This is a genomic window from Mixta gaviniae (assembly GCF_002953195.1).
In the GTDB taxonomy this organism is placed as follows: Bacteria; Pseudomonadota; Gammaproteobacteria; order Enterobacterales; family Enterobacteriaceae; genus Mixta; species Mixta gaviniae.
This window is the reverse complement of the sequence record NZ_CP026377.1, coordinates 4,175,646-4,195,314: the sequence shown is the minus strand read 5'-3', so window position 1 is coordinate 4,195,314 and position 19,669 is coordinate 4,175,646. Positions and strand designations below refer to the sequence as shown.

12 protein-coding genes are annotated in these 19,669 nt (G+C 59.0%); 6 read left to right on the top strand and 6 right to left on the bottom strand.

Translation table 11 applies throughout. The features are described 5' to 3' along the window. Window positions 1–262: 262 nt before the first annotated feature. Entirely contained in the window at window positions 263–3,094 is a 2,832-nt protein-coding gene (gene uvrA, locus C2E15_RS19650; RefSeq protein WP_104958784.1) for an excinuclease ABC subunit UvrA, read from the bottom strand. Between the two features lie 225 nt (window positions 3,095–3,319). Here uvrA and C2E15_RS19645 point away from each other — a divergent pair, with 225 nt between their 5' ends. The 3 genes from C2E15_RS19645 (at window position 3,320) to C2E15_RS19635 (ending at window position 8,776) form a co-directional block, all read left to right on the top strand. Beyond that, on the top strand, window positions 3,320–3,871 hold the full coding sequence (locus tag C2E15_RS19645) for a single-stranded DNA-binding protein (RefSeq protein ID WP_104958783.1): 552 nt from the start codon (window positions 3,320–3,322) through the stop codon (window positions 3,869–3,871). 1,692 nt (window positions 3,872–5,563) lie between these two features. Further along, complete coding sequence (gene traT / locus C2E15_RS19640) at window positions 5,564–6,295, top strand: complement resistance protein TraT (RefSeq protein ID WP_104958782.1); 732 nt, start codon at window positions 5,564–5,566, stop codon at window positions 6,293–6,295. A 549-nt stretch (window positions 6,296–6,844) separates the two neighbouring features. Continuing rightward, window positions 6,845–8,776 carry a methyl-accepting chemotaxis protein gene (locus C2E15_RS19635; RefSeq protein ID WP_104958781.1) on the top strand — a complete coding sequence of 644 codons (1,932 nt, stop codon included), beginning with the start codon at window positions 6,845–6,847 and terminating at the stop codon, window positions 8,774–8,776. Between the two features lie 67 nt (window positions 8,777–8,843). Here C2E15_RS19635 and C2E15_RS19630 read toward each other — a convergent pair whose 3' ends face one another. Further along, complete coding sequence (locus C2E15_RS19630) at window positions 8,844–9,158, bottom strand: hypothetical protein (protein WP_104958780.1); 315 nt, start codon at window positions 9,156–9,158, stop codon at window positions 8,844–8,846. 225 nt (window positions 9,159–9,383) lie between these two features. On the opposite strand from C2E15_RS19630, the gene C2E15_RS19625 reads away from it, so the two are divergent. Further along, window positions 9,384–10,772 (top strand): sugar porter family MFS transporter, encoded by a 1,389-nt coding sequence (locus C2E15_RS19625; RefSeq protein ID WP_104958779.1) that lies wholly within the window; start codon window positions 9,384–9,386, stop codon window positions 10,770–10,772. 38 nt (window positions 10,773–10,810) lie between these two features. On the opposite strand, the gene C2E15_RS19620 is transcribed toward C2E15_RS19625, so the two are convergent. Further along, entirely contained in the window at window positions 10,811–12,412 is a 1,602-nt protein-coding gene (locus C2E15_RS19620; protein WP_104958778.1) for an inorganic phosphate transporter, read from the bottom strand. 448 nt (window positions 12,413–12,860) lie between these two features. On the opposite strand from C2E15_RS19620, the gene C2E15_RS19615 reads away from it, so the two are divergent. Together C2E15_RS19615 and C2E15_RS19610 are read left to right on the top strand one after the other, a co-directional pair. After that, a complete protein-coding gene (locus C2E15_RS19615; RefSeq protein WP_104959239.1) occupies window positions 12,861–14,252 on the top strand; it encodes a diaminobutyrate--2-oxoglutarate transaminase in 1,392 nt (463 codons plus the stop codon). A 5-nt stretch (window positions 14,253–14,257) separates the two neighbouring features. Beyond that, window positions 14,258–15,730, top strand: a complete 1,473-nt coding sequence (locus C2E15_RS19610; RefSeq protein ID WP_104958777.1) for a pyridoxal phosphate-dependent decarboxylase family protein — start codon at window positions 14,258–14,260, stop codon at window positions 15,728–15,730. Between the two features lie 119 nt (window positions 15,731–15,849). Here C2E15_RS19610 and C2E15_RS19605 read toward each other — a convergent pair whose 3' ends face one another. The 3 genes from C2E15_RS19605 to C2E15_RS19595 are packed head-to-tail and all read right to left on the bottom strand — an operon-like array spanning window position 15,850 to window position 19,665. After that, window positions 15,850–16,857, bottom strand: coding sequence for a LacI family DNA-binding transcriptional regulator (locus C2E15_RS19605; protein ID WP_104958776.1), 1,008 nt, complete (start codon window positions 16,855–16,857; stop codon window positions 15,850–15,852). A gap of 31 nt (window positions 16,858–16,888) precedes the next feature. Continuing rightward, entirely contained in the window at window positions 16,889–18,295 is a 1,407-nt protein-coding gene (locus C2E15_RS19600) for a sucrose-6-phosphate hydrolase (protein ID WP_104958775.1), read from the bottom strand. Continuing rightward, window positions 18,292–19,665: a sucrose-specific PTS transporter subunit IIBC gene (locus tag C2E15_RS19595; protein ID WP_104958774.1), complete on the bottom strand. Its 1,374-nt coding sequence runs from the start codon at window positions 19,663–19,665 to the stop codon at window positions 18,292–18,294. Before C2E15_RS19595 ends, C2E15_RS19600 begins: the two co-directional genes overlap by 4 nt. Between the last annotated feature and the right edge of the window lie 4 nt (window positions 19,666–19,669).

The following is a 19,669-nucleotide window of genomic DNA, read 5'->3' as shown; positions in this document are numbered from 1 at the left end:
GGTTAAGGGCGAACAGCGTATCCGCCCGGATAAAACCAGCTGCACTGCGCCCGGCATGGGCGCAGCGTGAACCTTAAGGATAAGCAGAGGAGGAGAGGGCAGCCAGACCCGATTATGTCGAAATCTTGCCTGATCCTGCACGATTGGCCGTCAATGAGGCAATGCACCGGCACAGCACGGCGGAACAGGGCGAGGCGGCCGACGGTGATAAAAAAAGCCCCTGCGCGTCGGCGTCAGGGGCTGTGCGGTACGGAGAAGACGCTTAGCGTTGTTCCAGCAGCGGCAGCAGGAAGCGCGCGGTGTGCGATTCTTCGCACTTCGCCACGGTTTCCGGCGTGCCGGCCACCAGAATCTGGCCGCCGCCGCTGCCGCCTTCCGGCCCGAGATCGACAATCCAGTCGGCGGTTTTCACCACGTCGAGGTTATGCTCAATCACCACGATGGTGTTGCCCTGGTCGCGCAGCTGATGCAGTACCGTCAGCAGCAGCTGGATATCGGCGAAGTGCAGACCGGTGGTCGGCTCATCAAGGATATAGAGCGTCTGACCGGTGCCGCGCTTCGACAGCTCGCGCGCCAGCTTCACGCGCTGCGCCTCGCCGCCGGAAAGCGTGGTAGCGGACTGGCCGAGACGAATATAAGAAAGCCCCACGTCCATCAGCGTCTGCAGCTTACGCGCCAGCGCCGGCACCGCGTCGAAGAATTCGCGCGCCTCTTCGATGGTCATATCCAGCACTTCGTGGATGCTCTTGCCTTTATATTTAATCTCAAGCGTTTCACGGTTATAGCGCTTGCCTTTGCACTGGTCGCACGGCACGTAGATATCCGGCAGGAAGTGCATCTCCACGCGCAGCACGCCGTCGCCCTGACAGGCTTCGCAACGCCCGCCGCGCACGTTAAAGCTGAAGCGGCCCGGATTGTAGCCGCGCGAACGCGACTCCGGCACGCCGGCGAACAGTTCGCGGATCGGCGTGAAAATGCCGGTGTAGGTCGCCGGGTTCGAGCGCGGCGTACGACCGATCGGGCTTTGGTCGATATCGATAACCTTATCGAAATGCTCCATACCGCTGACATCGCGGTAAGGCGCCGCTTCCGCGATGGTCGCGCCGTTCAGCTGGCGCTGGGCGATCGGGAACAGCGTATCGTTGATCAAGGTCGACTTGCCGGAGCCGGAGACGCCGGTAACGCAGGTAAACAGGCCGACCGGCAGCGTCAGGGTGACATCCTTCAGGTTGTTACCGCGCGCGCCGGTAATCTTCAGCACCTTGTTCGGATCGGCAGGCACGCGCTCTGCCGGCACTTCGATTTTACGCTTGCCGCTCAGATACTGGCCGGTCAGCGACGCTTCCACCTGCATAATCTCGTCGGCGGTGCCTTCGGCCACCACCTGGCCACCGTGAACGCCCGCACCGGGACCGATATCGATAATATGGTCGGCGGCGCGAATCGCATCTTCGTCATGCTCGACCACGATAACGGTGTTGCCGAGGTCGCGCAGGTGGATCAGCGTTTCGAGCAGGCGCTCGTTATCGCGCTGGTGCAGGCCGATAGAGGGCTCATCCAGCACATACATCACGCCCACCAGGCCGGCGCCGATCTGGCTCGCCAGACGGATGCGCTGCGCCTCGCCGCCGGAGAGCGTCTCCGCCGAACGTGACATCGACAGGTAGTTCAGGCCGACGTTAACCAGGAAGCTCAGACGATCGCCGATCTCTTTCAGCACTTTCTCCGCGATTTTCGCGCGCTGGCCACTCAGCTTCAGGTTGCGGAAAAAGTCCATCGCGTGACCGATGCTCATATCAGAGATGGTCGGCAGCGTGGTGTCTTCCACATACACATGGCGCGCTTCGCGACGCAGGCGTGTCCCTTCACAGGTGGCGCAGGCGCGATTGCTGATAAATTTCGCCAGATCTTCGCGCACCGCGCTCGACTCCGTCTCTTTGTAGCGGCGCTCCATGTTATGCAGCACGCCTTCAAACGGATGTCGACGCACCGAGGTGTCGCCGCGATCGTTGATATATTTAAATTCGATGCTCTCTTTGCCGGATCCATACAGGATCACCTGCTGCGCTTTTTCGCTCAGGCTGTTGAACGGCGCTTCGATATCAAATTTCAGATGTTCCGCCAGCGAGCGCAGCATCTGGAAATAGTAAAAGTTGCGGCGATCCCAGCCGCGGATCGCGCCGCCCGCCAGCGACAGCTCGGCATTCTGCACCACGCGATCGGGATCGAAATATTGCTGCACCCCCAGACCATCGCAGGTCGGGCAGGCGCCGGCCGGGTTGTTGAACGAGAACAGGCGCGGCTCCAGCTCACTCATGCTGTAGCCGCAAATCGGACAGGCGAAGTTGGCGGAGAAGAGCAGCTCTTCCGCATCGCTATCGTCCATATCCGCCACGATCGCCGTGCCGCCGGAGAGTTCCAGCGCGGTCTCGAACGATTCCGCCAGACGCGTCGCCAGATCCTCGCGCACTTTGAAGCGATCGATAACCACCTCGATGGTGTGCTTCTTCTGCAGCTCCAGTTTTGGCGGATCGGAAAGATCGCATACTTCACCGTCGATGCGGGCGCGGATATAGCCCTGCGTCGCCAGGTTCTCCAGCGTCTTGGTATGCTCGCCTTTACGATCTTTCACCACCGGCGCCAGCAGCATCAGGCGCGTGCCTTCCGGCTGCTCCAGCACGTTGTCCACCATCTGACTGACGGTTTGCGCCGCCAACGGCACATTGTGATCGGGACAGCGCGGCTCGCCGACGCGGGCGAACAGCAGGCGCAGGTAGTCATGGATTTCGGTGATGGTCCCGACCGTCGATCGCGGGTTGTGGGACGTTGACTTCTGCTCGATCGAAATCGCGGGCGACAGCCCTTCGATATGATCGACATCCGGTTTTTCCATCAGCGAAAGAAACTGACGCGCATAGGCGGAAAGGGATTCCACATAGCGGCGCTGCCCCTCGGCGTAGAGCGTATCGAACGCCAGCGAGGACTTACCGGAACCTGACAGGCCGGTGACAACGATCAGTTTGTCGCGAGGGATGATCAGGTTGATGTTTTTCAGGTTGTGGGTGCGGGCACCCCGGACTTCAATCTTATCCATTCACATTTCCCGGATTAACGCAGACTCACCATGCCCGTAACGATACGGCAGGATTGAACAGGTCATTATGGCACAAAAAATAACTGAATGTATATCCAGTAGTCTGTTGCAACCCTGCAAAAAGATCTTCATTATTGGAAGCTCGCCCGGAAGTATGATCGAGCAGCCTGGCGTGGTAGAATTTACCGTTTAGACTTTAGTGAATACTCATCGGGAGACGCGAACATGGCCAGCAGAGGCGTTAACAAAGTGATTCTTGTCGGGAATCTGGGTCAGGATCCGGAAGTGCGTTATATGCCGAATGGCGGAGCCGTAGCGAACATTACGCTGGCGACTTCCGAAAGCTGGCGTGACAAGCAGACCGGAGAGACCAAAGAGAAAACGGAATGGCACCGTGTTGTGCTGTTCGGCAAACTGGCGGAAGTGGCGGGCGAATACCTGCGCAAAGGTTCCCAGGTTTATATCGAAGGTTCTCTGCAGACGCGCAAATGGCAGGATCAGAGCGGCCAGGAACGCTACACCACGGAAGTGGTGGTGAACGTCGGCGGCACCATGCAGATGCTGGGCGGCCGTCAGAACGGCGGCGCAGGCGCGCAGTCCGGCGGCGGTATGGGCGGCGGCAACAGCAACAACAACAACGGTTGGGGCCAGCCTCAGCAGCCGCAGGGCGGCAACCAGTTCAGCGGCGGCGGCCAGGCACCTGCCCGTCCGCAGCAGCAGAGCGCGCCGGCTAACAACGAGCCGCCGATGGATTTCGACGACGACATCCCGTTCTGATTTTCATTTTTCCCGCTGGAAAAGTGATGCCGATAAAACCCCGCCTGTGCGGGGTTTTTTATTGCCTCTGGCGCGCCGTTCGCCGCTCTCTTATTTTCCGTCCGCGGTTTCGCTAAATGCCCACTTTTTCCGCCTGTGGGCGGAAAGGCGCTTTCGATAAATACCCACCTTGCCGCGATGCAATGAAACGCCGCGCGAAATAGCTTGCTGGCAGACTGACCCGCCGTTAAGCGGGGCGCCGCGATAACAACTAGCCGTTAAGCGGGGCGCCGCGATAACAACTAATTTTTTAGGCGGGTATGCAGAAGCGATCAGATGGAGCAGAGGGAGAGGCAAAGCCGCGCGCCGCACGGCTTCTGAATATCACCTGTCGGCGTTCTGTTTAGCGGAAACAGGGTAAGTGTTAACGCGCTGGTTGTTTTATAAACCACGGCGTGTTTTGCCACAGGCTTTATCTGAACTAATTTCGGGACAAACCAACAGGGCCTGGTAATAATTTGGGATGCAGGATTTACGGGCATCCTGTTGCAGGCGTATTTTTTTGATGATGTCGATATTACGGCGATACGGTGGAGAACATAGTCGCCAGTTATCGGGCGTGCTACCGGGATAATTATAATCTGCTCCGAACTGAAGCTGAGCAATTGCTGTTGCTTACGGATAGCGAGCTGACGGCATACATGGCGCTACGGGCAGAAAACAGTTGGCTCCTGAACCCTGGGGCGAAACATGGTGCGCTTTTCTGCAACGCGTGCTGGCGGCGCCGGCATAACTTATCTGCGGCGGGCATAACTTACCTGCGAAAGGTATAAGCCTGCGCAGGCGGTTTTTTTCTCTTCTCGCTCTGGTTCATCCCCGCACGTTTCATCATTATCCTGCTCGCTATGTGATTCGATAAAATAGAAATCTATTCTTTGTTCTCTTAATTTCGCGCTAGCCGCGATACCGCTGAATAAGAGATAGCGTCATATTATATTTCGCTATGTAGTGGCTGGCGCTATATCGCCATTAACCGGTTTGCCCTGCGGGCCGGATGTTTCTTACTGCATGAACAATAAGCCGGCGTGACGCCCGGGCGGCAGTAACGCGCTGATAAGATGAGCGCCAGGCGCAACAATCTTACACAAACCCTCATCGCCGCTGATGAGAAGGGTGGCGCCGCCTGTATGAGTAACGCCGCAGCGCGTACAAAGGGGAACGTTGATTTTGTTAACTTAAGCCAAATTTCCCCGGCGATATACGTTTTTTTTACCTTAACAGAAATAGTTTTTCTGCCATTGCGCGGATCATAAAGGAAATATAAAAAATAGCGGGTGTAATAATGGCGAAATTGATCGCAGCAACCGGTACATCTGGCGGATATGGCGGGAAAATAAAGCTGTTATATTAACGTTTTTATGCTAGATTACGCCGAAAATTAAACAGGCGAACGGCCCCGTACGGCGGCACGTCACGCTATATGCCGGCAGCGCTTTTCCGGTAATAATTTTATTTCTTCGCACTAAAGCTAAAACAAAAAAATAGTCACGCTGCGCAAGCAACGTGCTGTGGTTTTGTTTCGCCATCATCCTGTCAGCGCATCACGACGATATATCTGACATGAAAAGCCGCGTCTCTATTTAGCCGGCCGGTGATGAAAATAACGTTACTCAAATCGGGAGCATTCTCGCTCTTTCCATTAAGGACAGGAAAATGGGATATAAAAAACACGCGGTGGTCGCCATTGCACTTTCTGCCGTTCTGCTTTCAGGCTGTAGCGCAATGAGTACAGCGATCAAAAAGCGTAATCTTGAGGTGAAAACGCAGATGAGCCAGACCATCTGGCTGGAGCCCTCATCTGAAAAAACCGTTTACATCCAGGTAAAAAATACCTCCGATAAGGACATGAGCGATCTCTCCGGCCTGCTGGAGCAGGATCTGCGCGCCAAAGGCTATAACGTCGTTTCTTCGCCGGACAGCGCTTATTACTGGATCCAGGCCAATGTGCTGAAAGCGGATAAAATGGATCTGCGCGAAGCGCAGGGCCTGCTGGGCAGCGGCTATGAAGGCGCAGTAGCGGGCGCGGCGCTGGGCGGCGGCATCACCGCTTACAACAGCAACTCCGGCGGCGCGGCGCTGGGCATCGGTCTTGCGGCCGGTCTGGCCGGTCTGGCGGCAGATGCGCTGGTGGAAGATGTGAACTACACCATGGTTACCGATCTGCAGATCTCTGAGCGCAGCAAAGCCAACGTCACCACCGACAATATCGCGGCGCTGCGTCAGGGCACCTCCGGCGTGAAGCTGCAAACCAGCACCGCCGACGGCAACCGCATGAAGTATCAGACGCGCGTCGTCTCCAACGCCAACAAGGTTAACCTGAAGTTCGACGAGGCGAAACCGGTGCTGGAAGCCCAGCTGGCGAAATCTGTCGCCTCTATTCTGTAATCGTCCGCCCGCCTGATTACGGGCGGCAGGTTAGCAAAAATCAAAGCCGCGCCCGCCGCGGCTTTCCTTCCTCAATGTAAGCCGTTTACATATCCTCATAAAGTTAATCGATTACAAAAATAAAAAAGCCATTATTATCGGCACGCCGCCGTAAAACATGAATATTTTCTTAAGAACTCACCGTTAAAATAAATAGCCCTGCCAAAAACATCCCTTAAAAATAATGGATCTGTGTCAACTCATTGATAATATTGGTCTTTAAATATAATTTGCCTTAATGGTTAATCGTAAGTTTAATTAGTTGCTTGCCGTGATGACGTATTCACTATCGCTGTCTATAATCCTTTCCACCTGATGTTTTGTTAAGCAACGTTTTTACTGCGCTTTACGATATTTATCAGGCGACCATCGTTTAAGCCGGCGGCCTTTAATGTTCATCAGAAACATCTCGCCGGCTATAAATAAAACTCATAAAAATAAAAACAGGCCAGAGGCGTGATTTTCCCCTGCTGGCAACGGCTGTTTTTGCAATACCAACACAGAGAAAATATGAAAACATTACTCAGTAAGATGAGCCTGCCTGCGAAGTTCATACTGCTCGGTCTGTTCGCCGCCATCCTGTTCATTCTGCCGACATCGCTGTTGGTGATTGAATATAATCAGGCCGTCGCGGTGAAACAGAAAGAAGCCGAAGGGATCCCGGTCGAGCGGAAAATGCTAAAGCTGCTTAACCTGCTGCAGCGTCACCGTGCGGAAGCCGCCGTGGCGGTCGCCTCATCTAACCCTGTAGCGCCGGCGCGTCTGGCGCTGCGCGATGAAGCGACACAGCAGATGGAGGAGATCACTGCAATCCTGCAGCACCGCTTCCCTCACAGTATGGCCACTACCAATATTCGTCTGCTGCGCGAGCGCTGGGATGCGCTGCAGGGCAAGGTAGAGACCAAAAACCTGACGCCCGACGGCAACCTGAGCGCGCACGCGAAACTGATCCGCCACCTGCTGGATACTAACCAGGATCTGCTGGATGCCTATGGCCTGTCGCTGGACGGCGACCTCAGCAGCTATCAGCTGATCAACAGCGCCTATTTCCAGCTGCCGGAGCTGACGGAAACCCTCGGCAAAATCCGCGCGGAAGGCACGGCGCTGCTGGGTTCAGGCAACCTGAACGAAAGCGTCGGCAAAGCGAAAATGGGCTTCTACCTGGAAGCGGGACAGAATTCGCTGGCGCTGTTTAACGCCAATTTCAGCAAAACCATGGCCTCCAGCGAGGCGCTGAAAACGCAGCTGGGCGCGAAAACCGACGCCGCGCGTCAGGAAGCGGACGCCGCGCTGCAGATGGCGGAAGGGCTGTTTATTAGCGGCGATCGGGTGGTGCCGGTGCGCGACTACATCAGCACCTTTACCCACGCCATCAACCAGTTCACGCTGTTAGGCAACCTCTCCAGCGAGGCGCTGGCGGATCTGCTGCAGCAACAAATCAATGCAAAGCGTCATGCTGAATGGCTGCTGATTGGCCTGCTGGCGCTGCTGAGCGTCGCCGCTACCCTGATCGCGCTGCTGATTGTGCGCACCGTCACCGCGCCGGTGAAGCAGGCGGTCGATGTGGCCGGCGAGGTCGCGGCCGGCGATCTCACCACGCGTCTGGCGGTTGAGGGCGATAATGAGACGGCGACATTGCTGAAGGCGCTGATGCGCATGAGCCAGCAGCTGTCGCAGCTGGTCTCCTCTATCAAGCTGAACGCCAACAACATTGCCACCTCTTCCGACGAGATCGCGCGTGGCAATGGCGATCTCTCCTCGCGTACCGAGCAGCAGGCGGCCTCGCTGGCTGAAACCGCCGCCAGCATGGAGCAGCTGGCCTCGATCATCCAGCAGAACGCGGATAACACCCGCCACGCGGCCAGCATGGCCTCGTCCGCCACCGAAGCGGCGCTGCGCGGCGGTCAGGCGATGGAATCAGTGATGTCCACCATGCAAGAGATCAGCAGCGGGGCAGATCAGATTAAAGAGATTATCGCGGTCATCGACAGCATCGCTTTCCAGACCAATATCCTTGCGCTCAACGCTGCGGTAGAAGCGGCGCGCGCTGGCGAGCATGGCAAAGGCTTTGCGGTAGTGGCGTCGGAAGTACGTTCGCTGGCACAGCGTTCCGCCACGGCGGCGAAAGAGATCAAAGGCCTGATTGAAAAATCGGTCGCCTGTGCCGGACAGGGCATTGCGATGGCCAACGACGCCGGCAGCAAGGTTAAAGAGAGCGTGGAGGCGATTCGTCAGACTTCGCAGATGGTTAGCGAGATCTCCGCGTCGTCGGAAGAGCAGAGCGCCGGCGTTTCGCAGATCAACACAGCGGTTAATCAGATGGATCAGGTCACACAGCAGAACGCCGCGCTGGTGGAGCAATCCGCTGCCGCCGCCGATTCACTGGCGGAGCAGGCGATACAGCTGCGCGAGATGGTGGCGGTCTTCCGCACCGCCGTATAACCGCAGGCTGGCGGCACGCCGCCAGCCTTAACGGTCCTGTTGGCAGCGGCCGTTAAGGCGTTTCGCCTTAGCGCTGTTGCTGTAGCTGCTGCCGGTGATGATGCTGGCAGCGCTCTTTTGCTTCCGCACGCAGATCGCGCAGGTCCGGCATGCTGTCGCCGGAGCCGTAATCCATCGTGCCGCTGGTCGCTTCCTGTTTTTCATCCGCCGCGGCGAACTGCAGTTTGCCATCCTGCTGTTGCCATTCGCCGCTCTGGCTCTGCCGCGCGAAGACAAGGGCGTATTCCGGGGTGGATTCATCGGCGCCATAGATTTCATATTTATGGGCCAGCTCATCGTCGTTGCCTAACTCCAGCGTATCAATCAGTTGTAAGTCCGCCATCGGTGCCTCCTGTTAAACAAAAACCAAGTATAGGTAATTTATTGCCGCCTGAAGGCGCGCCAGCCTCACTTTCCCGCTGCGTCATCCTCCAGCCCGCGCTGCGCCTCGCTTGCCTGCCCGGCGCGCGTTTTTCCTCGCGTTACTGTGACCGGTAACACATCCACCCAGCTTTTGTTTACATAAGATTAACAATCTTGAACGAAACTGACATTAACGGGGAGCGTTATGAAAGAGTCTGGTAAAAAGGGCGCGACGCATCAGCGCTACATCTGGTTTGTGGGCTTTATGGCCGCGCTGTGCGGCCTGCTGTTTGGTCTGGATATCGGCGTGATCGCCGGCGCGCTGCCTTTCCTGGCGAAAGAGCTGCAGATCTCCAGTCATCAGCAGGAGTGGGTGGTCAGTTCGATGATGTTTGGCGCCGCCATCGGCGCGATGGGCGCAGGCTGGGTCTCTTCCCGCTTCGGCCGCAAAAAATCGATGCTGGCGGGCGCGCTGCTGTTTGTGGTGGGATCGATCTGGTCGGCGCTGTCGCAGAGCGTGGAGTCGCTGATTTTCGCGCGCGTGCTGCTGGGGCTGGCGGTAGGCATCGCCTCCTATACTGCGCCGCTCTATCTGGCGGAGATCGCCCCGCAGCGCATTCGTGGCTCGATGATTTCGCTCTATCAGCTGATGCTCACCACCGGCATCCTGGCGGCCTACCTGTCGGATACCGCGCTGAGCTACAGCGGCTCCTGGCGTTGGATGCTGGGGGTAATCGCCATTCCGGCGCTGATCCTGCTGATCGGCGTGCTGTTTCTGCCTAACAGCCCGCGCTGGCTCGCCGCGCACGGACGCTTTAACGAAGCGCGCGCGGTGCTGGATAAGCTGCGCAGCACCAGCGAGCAGGCGAGAACCGAGCTGGAGGAGATTCGCGCCAGCCTGCAGGTGAAGCAGGGCGGCTGGCACCTTTTCAAAGAGAACGCCCATTTCCGCCGCGCGGTCGGGCTGGGCGTGCTGCTGCAGGTGATGCAGCAGTTCACCGGCATTAACGTGATTATGTATTACGCGCCGAAAATCTTCGGCATCGCCGGCTTTTCCAGCAGCAGCGAGCAGATGTGGGGCACGGTGGTGGTCGGTCTGGTCAATATGTTGTCGACGCTGTTGGCGTTTGCGCTGGTGGATCGCTGGGGCCGCAAACCGATGCTGAAAACCAGCTTTCTGGTGATGGCGGTCGGCATGGGCGTGCTGGGCACGCTGCTGCATCTCGGCATCGATAACGACACGCAGAAATATTTCGCCGTGCTAATGCTGCTGCTGTTTATCGTCGGCTTTGCGATGGCGGCGGGGCCGGTAGTCTGGCTGCTCTGCTCCGAGATCCAGCCGTTAAAAGGGCGCGATTTCGGCATTACCGTCTCCACCACCACCAACTGGGTCGCGAATATGATCGTCGGCGCGACCTTCCTGACGCTGCTGGAAACGCTGGGCAACGCGAATACCTTCTGGATTTATGCCGTGCTTAACCTGGCATTTATTCTGCTGACCATGGCGGTGGTGCCGGAAACCAAAGGCGTCACGCTGGAGCATATTGAGCATAATCTGATGCAGGGGAAAGCGCTGCGCGAGATAGGTTCGTAGTGAGAAAGCGAGGGCGCCGGTCAGGCGCCCTCGTCATATCAGAAGCGGCTAAACAGCATAAACAGCACGGCGGAGATCAAAATCGAGACCGGCAGCGTCAGCAGCCAGGCGATCAGCAGATTGCGCAGCGTGGCGGTCTGCAGGCCGGAGCGGTTGGCGGCCATGGTGCCGGCGACGCCGGAAGATAACACGTGTGTGGTGGAAACCGGCAGGCCGAAGGCATCGGCGGCGCCGATGGTAGCCACCGTCACCAGCTCGGCGCTGGCGCCCTGCGCATAGCTGAGATGGGCTTTGCCGATACGTTCGCCAACGGTGATCACGATGCGCCGCCAGCCCACCATGGTGCCAAGCCCCAGCGCCAGCGCCACCACCACTTTCACCCACAGCGGAATAAAGCGTGTGGCGTTATCCAGTTCGCTTTTCATCGCAGTGAGGTTGTCCTGCATCTCCTGCGGCAGCGCCACCTTAGCCGCTTTCAGCTGCTTGATGCTTTCGGCCGCCAGGTACATATCGTTGCGGGTGTTCGCTACCAGCTGCGCCGGGATATTTTCCATCGAGCCGTACTGCTTAATCTGCGCGCCGGTTTTTTGCAGCAGCGCGCCAAGTGCGGGCATCACCTGCGGCGTCATCTCGCCGCTGCGCATAAACGCCAGCAGCACGTTGCGCGGCGAATCGGGAAGCGGCGCCTGCGGCGCGCCGATCAGCTGCTGGCCGGTAACCTGTGCCAGCGCCGCCACGCGCGGGATCTGCTCCGGCGGCACCGAGCGGTTCAGGGCGTACACGATGGGCATTGTCCCTACCAGGATCAACATAATCAGCCCCATCCCTTTCTGGCCGTCATTGGAGCCGTGGGCGAAAGAGACGCCGGTGCAGGTTAAAATCAGCAGCGCGCGGATCCAGCCCGGCGGCGGCCGCTTGCCTTCCGGCGCGGTGTAAAGCTGACGGTTGCGCACCAGCTTTTTCATCGCCAGCAGCAGCAGGGCGGCGCTGATAAAGCCCACCAGCGGTGAAAACAGCAGCGCCCAGGCGACATTCTCCGCCTGATCCCAGTTCACCCCTTCCATACCGCTGCGGCCATGGATCAGCGCGTTGGCGACGCCAACGCCGATAATCGAGCCAATCAGCGTATGCGAAGAGGAGGAGGGCAGGCCGAGATACCAGGTGCCAAGATTCCAGATAATGGCAGAAAACAGCAGGGCGTAAATCATGGCGAAGCCGTTGCCGCTGCTCGCCTGCAGGATCAGCTCCATCGGCAGCAGGGAGATAATGCCGAAGGCGACCGCGCCGCTGGAGAGCAGCACGCCGGTAAAGTTGCACAACCCGGACCAGAGTATCGCCGCGCCGGGCGTCAGCGAGTGGGTGTAGATCACCGTCGCCACCGCGTTGGCCGTATCGTGAAAGCCGTTAACGAATTCGAAACCCAGCGCGATCAGCAGCGCCAGCCCCAGCAGCACGAAAGGCAGATAGCTGGTGACCACCTGGCCTGACGCTTCCACGTCGGCAAACAGGTTTAACGCGGCGAACGCCACACCGCCCAGCATCAGCAGCACAATCGCCGCCGCGGTTTTTTTGCTGTGTTTACTGCTCAGATCGGGACGCCCCGGCGCAGGCGCGGCGTTCCAGGTTCGGTTTTCACTCATGACGGACCTCGCAACAGAATTGAGACGGCAGTGCAGGTGTGATACGTGGGCGATATGACAGTGAGATGACCCTAACGGCAAAATCGTCGGATTCCGAAAAAAAGCTGACCAGGGCTATTTTATTAACCTTCTGCGCGGGGGTATTGATTTATTTAAGAGAAATTTCTGATTCGGGATAAAAAAGAAAAACTTTTGCGCCGTTACCTCCTGCCTGCAGCGCTATTTATTCGTTACATATTTGGCCGTTAGCGATAAAAAACGCTACGGTAACGCGCAAAATAACCCTCTGATTTATCATGGTTTATTAATAAATAATTATACACAAAATAATCAATTGAGCCGCAGACTGAAAAAACCTATATTATGCCGGCCTTATGTAAGGCATTAACCCTGACATTTATTTTTCAACCCTGGCGCGGTAAATCGCCCTGGTTGTAGGAGAGATATGATGACGGATAAAGTCCGTATTGATACTTTAGGTGCTAATTCATTGAACAGAAATAATAAAGATTATTTAGAAAGACAGGATGCGTTCGAATCGAACGTCAGAAGCTATCCGCGCAAGCTGCCCCTGGCCATTGCGAAAGCGGACGGCGCATGGATCACTGACGTTGAGAATAATCAATACCTTGATTGCCTGGCGGGCGCGGGAACGCTGGCGCTGGGACACAACCATCCTGACATCCTGCAAAGCATCCAAAATGTCATTACCAGCGGCTTGCCGTTACATACTCTCGATCTCACCACACCGTTAAAAGACGCCTTTTCAGAATATCTGCTCTCCCTGCTGCCGGGCGAAGGCAAAGCGTACTGCCTGCAGTTTACCGGCCCCTCCGGCGCGGATGCGGTAGAAGCGGCGCTGAAGCTGGCGAAAAAAGTCACCGGCCGTTCCGGCATTATCAGCTTCTCCGGCGGCTACCACGGCATGACACACGGCGCGCTGGCGGTGACCGGCAACCTGTCGCCGAAAGAAGCGGTCGACGGCATGATGCCGGAAGTGCAGTTTATGCCTTATCCGCATCTTTACCGTTGCCCGCTGGGCATCGGCGGCGAGGCGGGTGTCAACGCGCTGAGCTACTACTTTGAAAATCTGATCAACGACGTGGAAAGTGGCGTACGCAAACCGGCGGCGGTGATCCTCGAAGCGGTGCAGGGCGAAGGCGGCGTTAACCCGGCGCCGGCCGAGTGGCTGCAGCGCATCCGCAAAGTGACCCAGGAACACAACATTCTGCTGATCCTTGATGAAGTGCAGGCGGGCTTCGCGCGCACCGGCAAATTCTTCGCCTTCGAACACGCGGGCATCGAGCCGGATATCATCGTAATGTCGAAAGCGGTCGGCGGCGGCTTGCCGCTGGCGGTATTGGGCATTAAAAAGCAGTTTGACGCCTGGGCGCCGGGCCACCACACCGGCACCTTCCGCGGCAACCAGCTGGCGATGGCCACCGGCCTGACCACGCTGAAAATCCTGAAAGAGAACAATATTGCAGGCAAGGTGGCAGAGCAGGGTGAGTGGCTGAAAGGCCAGCTGGCCGGGCTGCAGAAGCGCTATCCGGTCATTGGCCACGTACGCGGTCTGGGCATGATGATCGGCATCGAAATCGTTAAGCCAGATGCCGCGCAGGATCACCTGGGCTGCTACCCGGCCGACGGCGAACTCTCCGCGCTGTTGCAGAAGAGATGTTTTGAGGCGGGGCTGATCCTCGAGCGCGGCGGACGTCACGGCAGCGTGCTGCGCCTGCTGCCTTCGCTGCTGATCACCAACGATGAGCTGTCGATTTTCCTGGAGAAATTCGAAAGCGCTCTGATGGCCGCAGGCGTCCAGCCTGTTGCAGGGGAGTAACGACGATGAGCGGTGAAAACCCTATCCTGGCGGCGTCGGCGCAGAGCATCGAAGCCTACCAGCAGGCGATAGCCCAGAGCAGCCAGGCGGTAGTGCAGTGGCTACAGCAGCCTGAGATGTATCGTGGCAAAACCGTCGACGAGCTGCGCGAACGCATTCAGCTCGATTTTAATCCACAGGGGCTGGGCAATCAGGCCGCCATCGAGCGGGCGATTGAATACTTTCTGCAGGATAGCCTGGCGGTGCATCATCCGCAGTGCGTGGCGCATCTGCACTGCCCGAGCCTGGTCGTCAGCCAGGCGGCGGAGGTGTTGATTAACGCCACCAACCAGAGCATGGACTCCTGGGACCAAAGCCCGTCGGCCACCATTATTGAAATGAAGCTGATCGCATGGCTGCGGGCGCAGGTTGGCTATCAGGCCGGCGACGCGGGCGTCTTCACCAGCGGCGGCACCCAGAGCAATCTGATGGGGCTGATGCTGGCGCGCGACGCCTTCTTTGCGCGCGCCGGTCACTCTATTCAGCAGGATGGCCTGACAGGCGATCTGCGCAAGCTAAAGGTGTTCTGCTCTGAAAACGCCCACTTCTCAGTGCAGAAAAATATGGCGCTGCTGGGGCTGGGCTACCAGTGCGTTACCCTGGTGAAGACCGACGACCGCGCGCGCATGGACATTGAGGATCTGGCGGCGAAGCTAAGCCAGGCACAGGCCAACGGCGAGCAGGTGATGGCGATTGTCGCCACCGCCGGCACCACCGACGCCGGCGCCATCGATCCGCTGCGCGCCATCGCCGCGCTGGCGGCGGAGCAGCAGATTTGGGTGCATGTGGATGCGGCCTGGGGCGGGGCGCTGTTGCTCTCCGACCAGTATCGCGACTATCTGGACGGCATTGAGCTGATGGACTCCATTACGCTGGATTTCCATAAGCAATTCTTCCAGACCATCAGCTGCGGCGCCTTCCTGCTGAAAGAGGCGCGCCACTATGAGCTGATGCGCTACCAGGCGGCCTATCTGAACTCTGAATTTGATGAGGCGCAGGGCGTGCCGAATCTGGTTTCCAAATCGCTGCAGACCACGCGCCGTTTCGACGCGCTGAAGCTGTGGATGGGGCTGGAAGCGTTAGGGCAGCGGCAGTACGCGGCGATTATCGATCACGGCGTCACGCTGGCGCAGCAGGTAGCGCGCTATGTCGATGAGCAGGCTGCGCTGGAGCTGGTAATGCAGCCGCAGCTGGCGAGCGTGCTGTTCCGCTATCGGCCGCAGCCGCTGCTGGCCGGCGGCGAGCCTGCCGTGGCGCTGCTGAATCAGCGTATCGGCGACGCGCTGCTGGCTTCGGGACGTGCCAACGTCGGCGTGACGGAGTTTAACGGCGTCACCTGCCTGAAGCTGACGCTGCTTAATCCGGCAGCCGGCTTTGAGGATATTAAGGTGCTGCTGGCGCTGGTGGAGACCACCGCGCAACAGTTGCTCAACGCCTGATGCGTCGCACAGCGCGACGCTGAAGAGATCGCATAACGCGCCAGGGAGGGCGCAAACGCAGCCGTCAGGGAGGAGGGCTGCGCCGCATCACGCGCCGCGAGTAACGAGCGCGTAAACCTTCAGGCGCTGCGCCATTTCAGCAGGGCAGGCAGCTGCCGCTGCTGATTTTCCAGCGTTTCTCCTTCAATCAACCCCGAAATAATCTCGAAGCAGTTCCACGCCAGCATCCGCTCATCCTGCACCACGGTATCGATCTTCACCGACAGCGCATCGTACAGATAGTGATCGTCAAAACTGCAGAGCCGAATCGGCTGCTCCAGCAGCCCGTGCTGGCTGAGATAACGCAGCACCCCTTCCTGCAGGCCGCAGGCGGCGCAGAACAGCGCTTTCGGCACGCGGCCAAGACGCATACAGAGTTCGGCGAACATCTCATAACCGGAGCTGGCGTGATAGTGGCCGTGAATTATCCACTCCGGCTTTAGCGCCATACCGGCGCGATCCAGCCCCTGACGAAAGCCCTCAAGCCGATCGCGCGTCGGTGAGATGCGCGGCTGCCCGCCGAAAAAGTAGAACTCCTCGACGCCTTCGCGCGCTACGCGCTCCACCAGCCGGGCGGTAGGTTCAATCGCGTCGGTGATCACCAGCGGCAGCGTCGATTCGCCCAGATGACGGTCGAACAGCACTACCGGGATCTGCTGATTAATCTTCTGATACTCCGCGTCGTTCAACATGCTGGAGGCGACAATCAGCCCGTCCACCTGACGCTGGATCAGGTTGTTGACCGCCAGCGTCTCCTGACTGGCGTTCTCGTCGGTACAGGCGATCAGCAGCTGAAGACCGGCGTCGCGGCACAGGGTTTCCAGCGCATGAGAAAAGGTGGCGAAGCCCTGGTTGGTCATCTCCGGCACCACCAGCCCGACGGTGTGGCTGCGCGAAGAGTTGAGCGCGCGCGCGTGGATACTGGGCTGATAGTGCGCCTGGCGGGCGATATCCATCACCCGCTCGCGCGTGGCTTCCGAGACACGCAGCTCTTTTCCTCGTCCGCTGAGAACCAGGCTGGCGGTAGACTTCGATACGCCCGCCAGCTGGGCGATATCTTTGATCGTGACGCGTTTGGGTTTATTCACTGTTGGCTACATCAGGCTGAATCGATGGCGGTTATACTATCACGCCAGGCTCCAGCCGCCAGTAATCCAGCGTTACCTTTGCCTCCCCCTCCAGCCGCAGGCGCGGCGCGTCGGCGGGGAAATAGCGCGCCGACATCACCGCCTCGCCATCATTGATAAAGATCTCGACGCTGGAGCGATCGCAGAAAATATGCAGCTGCCGCAGCGCGCCGAGCCAGTAGCGATCCTCCTGCTGGCCGCTGCGCAGGTTGCGGCGCGAAAGGCGCAGCTCCCCCTGGCGATAGTCCAGCCGCAGCGCATCGCCGAAGTGCGCCGTCAGCGCTCCTTCCGGCGCGATCAGCAGCTCCGCGCTGGCGATATCCAGCGTTTCCAGCTGTTGCGCTGCGCCCTGCAGCCGCCTCTGCGCGCCGCGCAGCTGCTGTAACTCGCGCGCCGGACGCTGCAACAGACGATCCTGCTGCAGCGTCAGCTCGCGCGGGCAGGTCATCTGGTGGATCCAGCCATGCGCGAGCGTCGGCTGATAAAACTCATCGCCGTCGGGGATGCCCATCCAGCCGAACATCAGCCGCCGCCCGTCATCGCTGAGGGTGGTCTGCGGTGCGTAAAACTCAAAGCCAAGATCCAGCTCCTGGAAGTCGCCGTGCGTATAGCGCGCCTGCGGGTAATCCAGCGTGCCGATAAAGTAGCCGCTCTGGAAGGTATTGAGCCAGCGCGTCTCCTGCGCCGGCAGCCCTTGCGGACAGACGATCAGCACGTCGCGTTCGCCCAGCCGGAACAGGTCGGGACACTCCCACATATAGCCGAAATCGCCGAGGCCGTTAAGCCCGCTGCCGGCGATCTCGCCCAGCAGCTGCCACTGCTGCAGCGTTTCGCCGCGCAGCAGCAGCACCTTGCCTCTGCCCGCCAGATCCTGCGCACCCAGCACCATGTACCAGGCGCCGTCGTGACGCCACACTTTAGGATCGCGCACGTGGCCGCTGTAGCCTTCCGGCAGCGCCAGCACGGGCCCCAGCTTCTGGCAGTCGCCCTTTTCATCCAGCGTCGCCAGGCACTGCCAGGCGGTGCGGCCCGCGGTAAACTTCACATTACCGGTATAGATCAGCGTCAGCACGCCGTTATCGTCCACCGCCGAGCCGGAGTAGCAGCCGTGGCTCTCATAAGCTTCCGCCGGCGTCAGCGCAACAGGCTCATGTCGCCAGCTCAGCAGATCGGCGGAACTCCAGTGGCCCCAGAACTTTGCGCCGTGCGCGCAGGCCAGCGGATTCCACTGATAAAACAGGTGATAGCGGCCGGCGAATTGAATAAACCCGTTCGGATCGTTGAGCAGGCCGACCGGCGGCGCCAGATGCCAGCCGGGGCGGTGCGGATCCTGGGCGGCGCGCGTCTGGCCCTGCATCAGCGCCAGCGCCGTCTGCTTCAGCAGCTGTATCTCTTTCATACTTCCGGCCCCACTTTATATTTCAGCGTCAGCGACAGCAGGAAACCGATGCCGAAGGCGATCGCCATGCCGATAATATAGTTCAGCAGCGAACTGGCCTGCACGATCGCCATACCCGGCAGCGCCGTCAGGCCGACGGCGGTCATATTGACATGGCTCACTACCACCCAGGCGCCCGCCGCCGCGCCGCCGATAATCCCGGCGATAAACGGCTTCATATAGCGCAGGTTAACGCCGAAAATCGCCGCTTCGGTAATGCCGAGCATGCCGGAAAAGGCGGAGGGCAGCACGATGCTGCGCGTCTTCACGTCGCGGGTTTTGAACCACACCGCCAGGCAGGCACCCGCCTGCGCCACGTTGGCCATCGACCAGATCGGCAGCAGGAAATTGACGCCGATGGCGGGGTTGCCCAGCAGGCCCGCCTCAATGGCGTGGAAGCTGTGGTGGATACCGGTGATGACGATCACCGAATAAAGCCCGCCGAATAGCAGCCCCGCCAGCCAGCCGGCATGGGCGATCAGCGTGCTGAGGACCAGCGAGATGCCGTCGCCGAGCGCGCGTCCCGCCGGCCCGATAATCAGCATGGCGACAAAGCCGGAGATAATCACCGTCAGGAAAGGGGTGAGAATGATATCCAGCGCGTCCGGCACGATGCGGCGCAGGCGCTTCTCCAGCAGGCTCATAAACCAGACCGCCAGCAGCACCGGAAATACCGTGCCCTGATAGCCAATCATCGCCACATCCAGCCCGAAGAAATCCATCGTCTTAAAGCCGCCGGCCACGCCCCAGGCGTTGGTCAACGCCGGGTGGGTCAGGATGCCGCCGAGGGTGGCGCCCAGATAGGGGTTGCCGCCAAACTCGCGCGCGGCGGTAAAGCCGATCAGGATCGGCAGGATAATGAATGCCGCCGAGCTGAACATATCCAGCATCACGAACAGCGCGCTATCGGCGTTGACCCAGCCGTAGGTTTTCATCATCCCCAGCAGGCCCATCAGTACCCCGGAGGCAACAATCGCCGGGATGATCGGCACAAAGATATTGGAGAGCAGGCGGGCGACGCGCTGCACCGGATTAAGCTTTTGCGCCGCCGCCTGCGCCGCTTCGCCCTTGCTCGCTTCGCTGATGCCCGCCGCCTGCACAAAGGCGGCATAGACCTTATTCACCACCCCGGTGCCGAAGATGATCTGCATCTGACCGGCGTTGCGGAAGCAGCCTTTCACGCCGTCCAGCTTGTCGATCGCCTCTTTTTGCGCTTTGCCATCATCCACCAGTACCAGACGCAGGCGTGTGGCGCAGTGCGCGGCCGATGCGATATTTTCCCTGCCGCCCAACAGCGGTAAAAGCTGCTGCGCTACGTTTTCAACATTCATACTG

What these genes read in the sequence shown, in the direction of transcription:
- uvrA (WP_104958784.1), bottom strand. Translation starts at nt 3,094, where the DNA reads ATGGATAAGATTGAAGTCCGGGGTGCCCGCACCCACAACCTGAAAAAC.
- C2E15_RS19645 (WP_104958783.1), top strand. Translation starts at nt 3,320, where the DNA reads ATGGCCAGCAGAGGCGTTAACAAAGTGATTCTTGTCGGGAATCTGGGT.
- traT (WP_104958782.1), top strand. Translation starts at nt 5,564, where the DNA reads ATGGGATATAAAAAACACGCGGTGGTCGCCATTGCACTTTCTGCCGTT.
- C2E15_RS19635 (WP_104958781.1), top strand. Translation starts at nt 6,845, where the DNA reads ATGAAAACATTACTCAGTAAGATGAGCCTGCCTGCGAAGTTCATACTG.
- C2E15_RS19630 (WP_104958780.1), bottom strand. Translation starts at nt 9,158, where the DNA reads ATGGCGGACTTACAACTGATTGATACGCTGGAGTTAGGCAACGACGAT.
- C2E15_RS19625 (WP_104958779.1), top strand. Translation starts at nt 9,384, where the DNA reads ATGAAAGAGTCTGGTAAAAAGGGCGCGACGCATCAGCGCTACATCTGG.
- C2E15_RS19620 (WP_104958778.1), bottom strand. Translation starts at nt 12,412, where the DNA reads ATGAGTGAAAACCGAACCTGGAACGCCGCGCCTGCGCCGGGGCGTCCC.
- C2E15_RS19615 (WP_104959239.1), top strand. Translation starts at nt 12,861, where the DNA reads ATGACGGATAAAGTCCGTATTGATACTTTAGGTGCTAATTCATTGAAC.
- C2E15_RS19610 (WP_104958777.1), top strand. Translation starts at nt 14,258, where the DNA reads ATGAGCGGTGAAAACCCTATCCTGGCGGCGTCGGCGCAGAGCATCGAA.
- C2E15_RS19600 (WP_104958775.1), bottom strand. Translation starts at nt 18,295, where the DNA reads ATGAAAGAGATACAGCTGCTGAAGCAGACGGCGCTGGCGCTGATGCAG.
- C2E15_RS19595 (WP_104958774.1), bottom strand. Translation starts at nt 19,665, where the DNA reads ATGAATGTTGAAAACGTAGCGCAGCAGCTTTTACCGCTGTTGGGCGGC.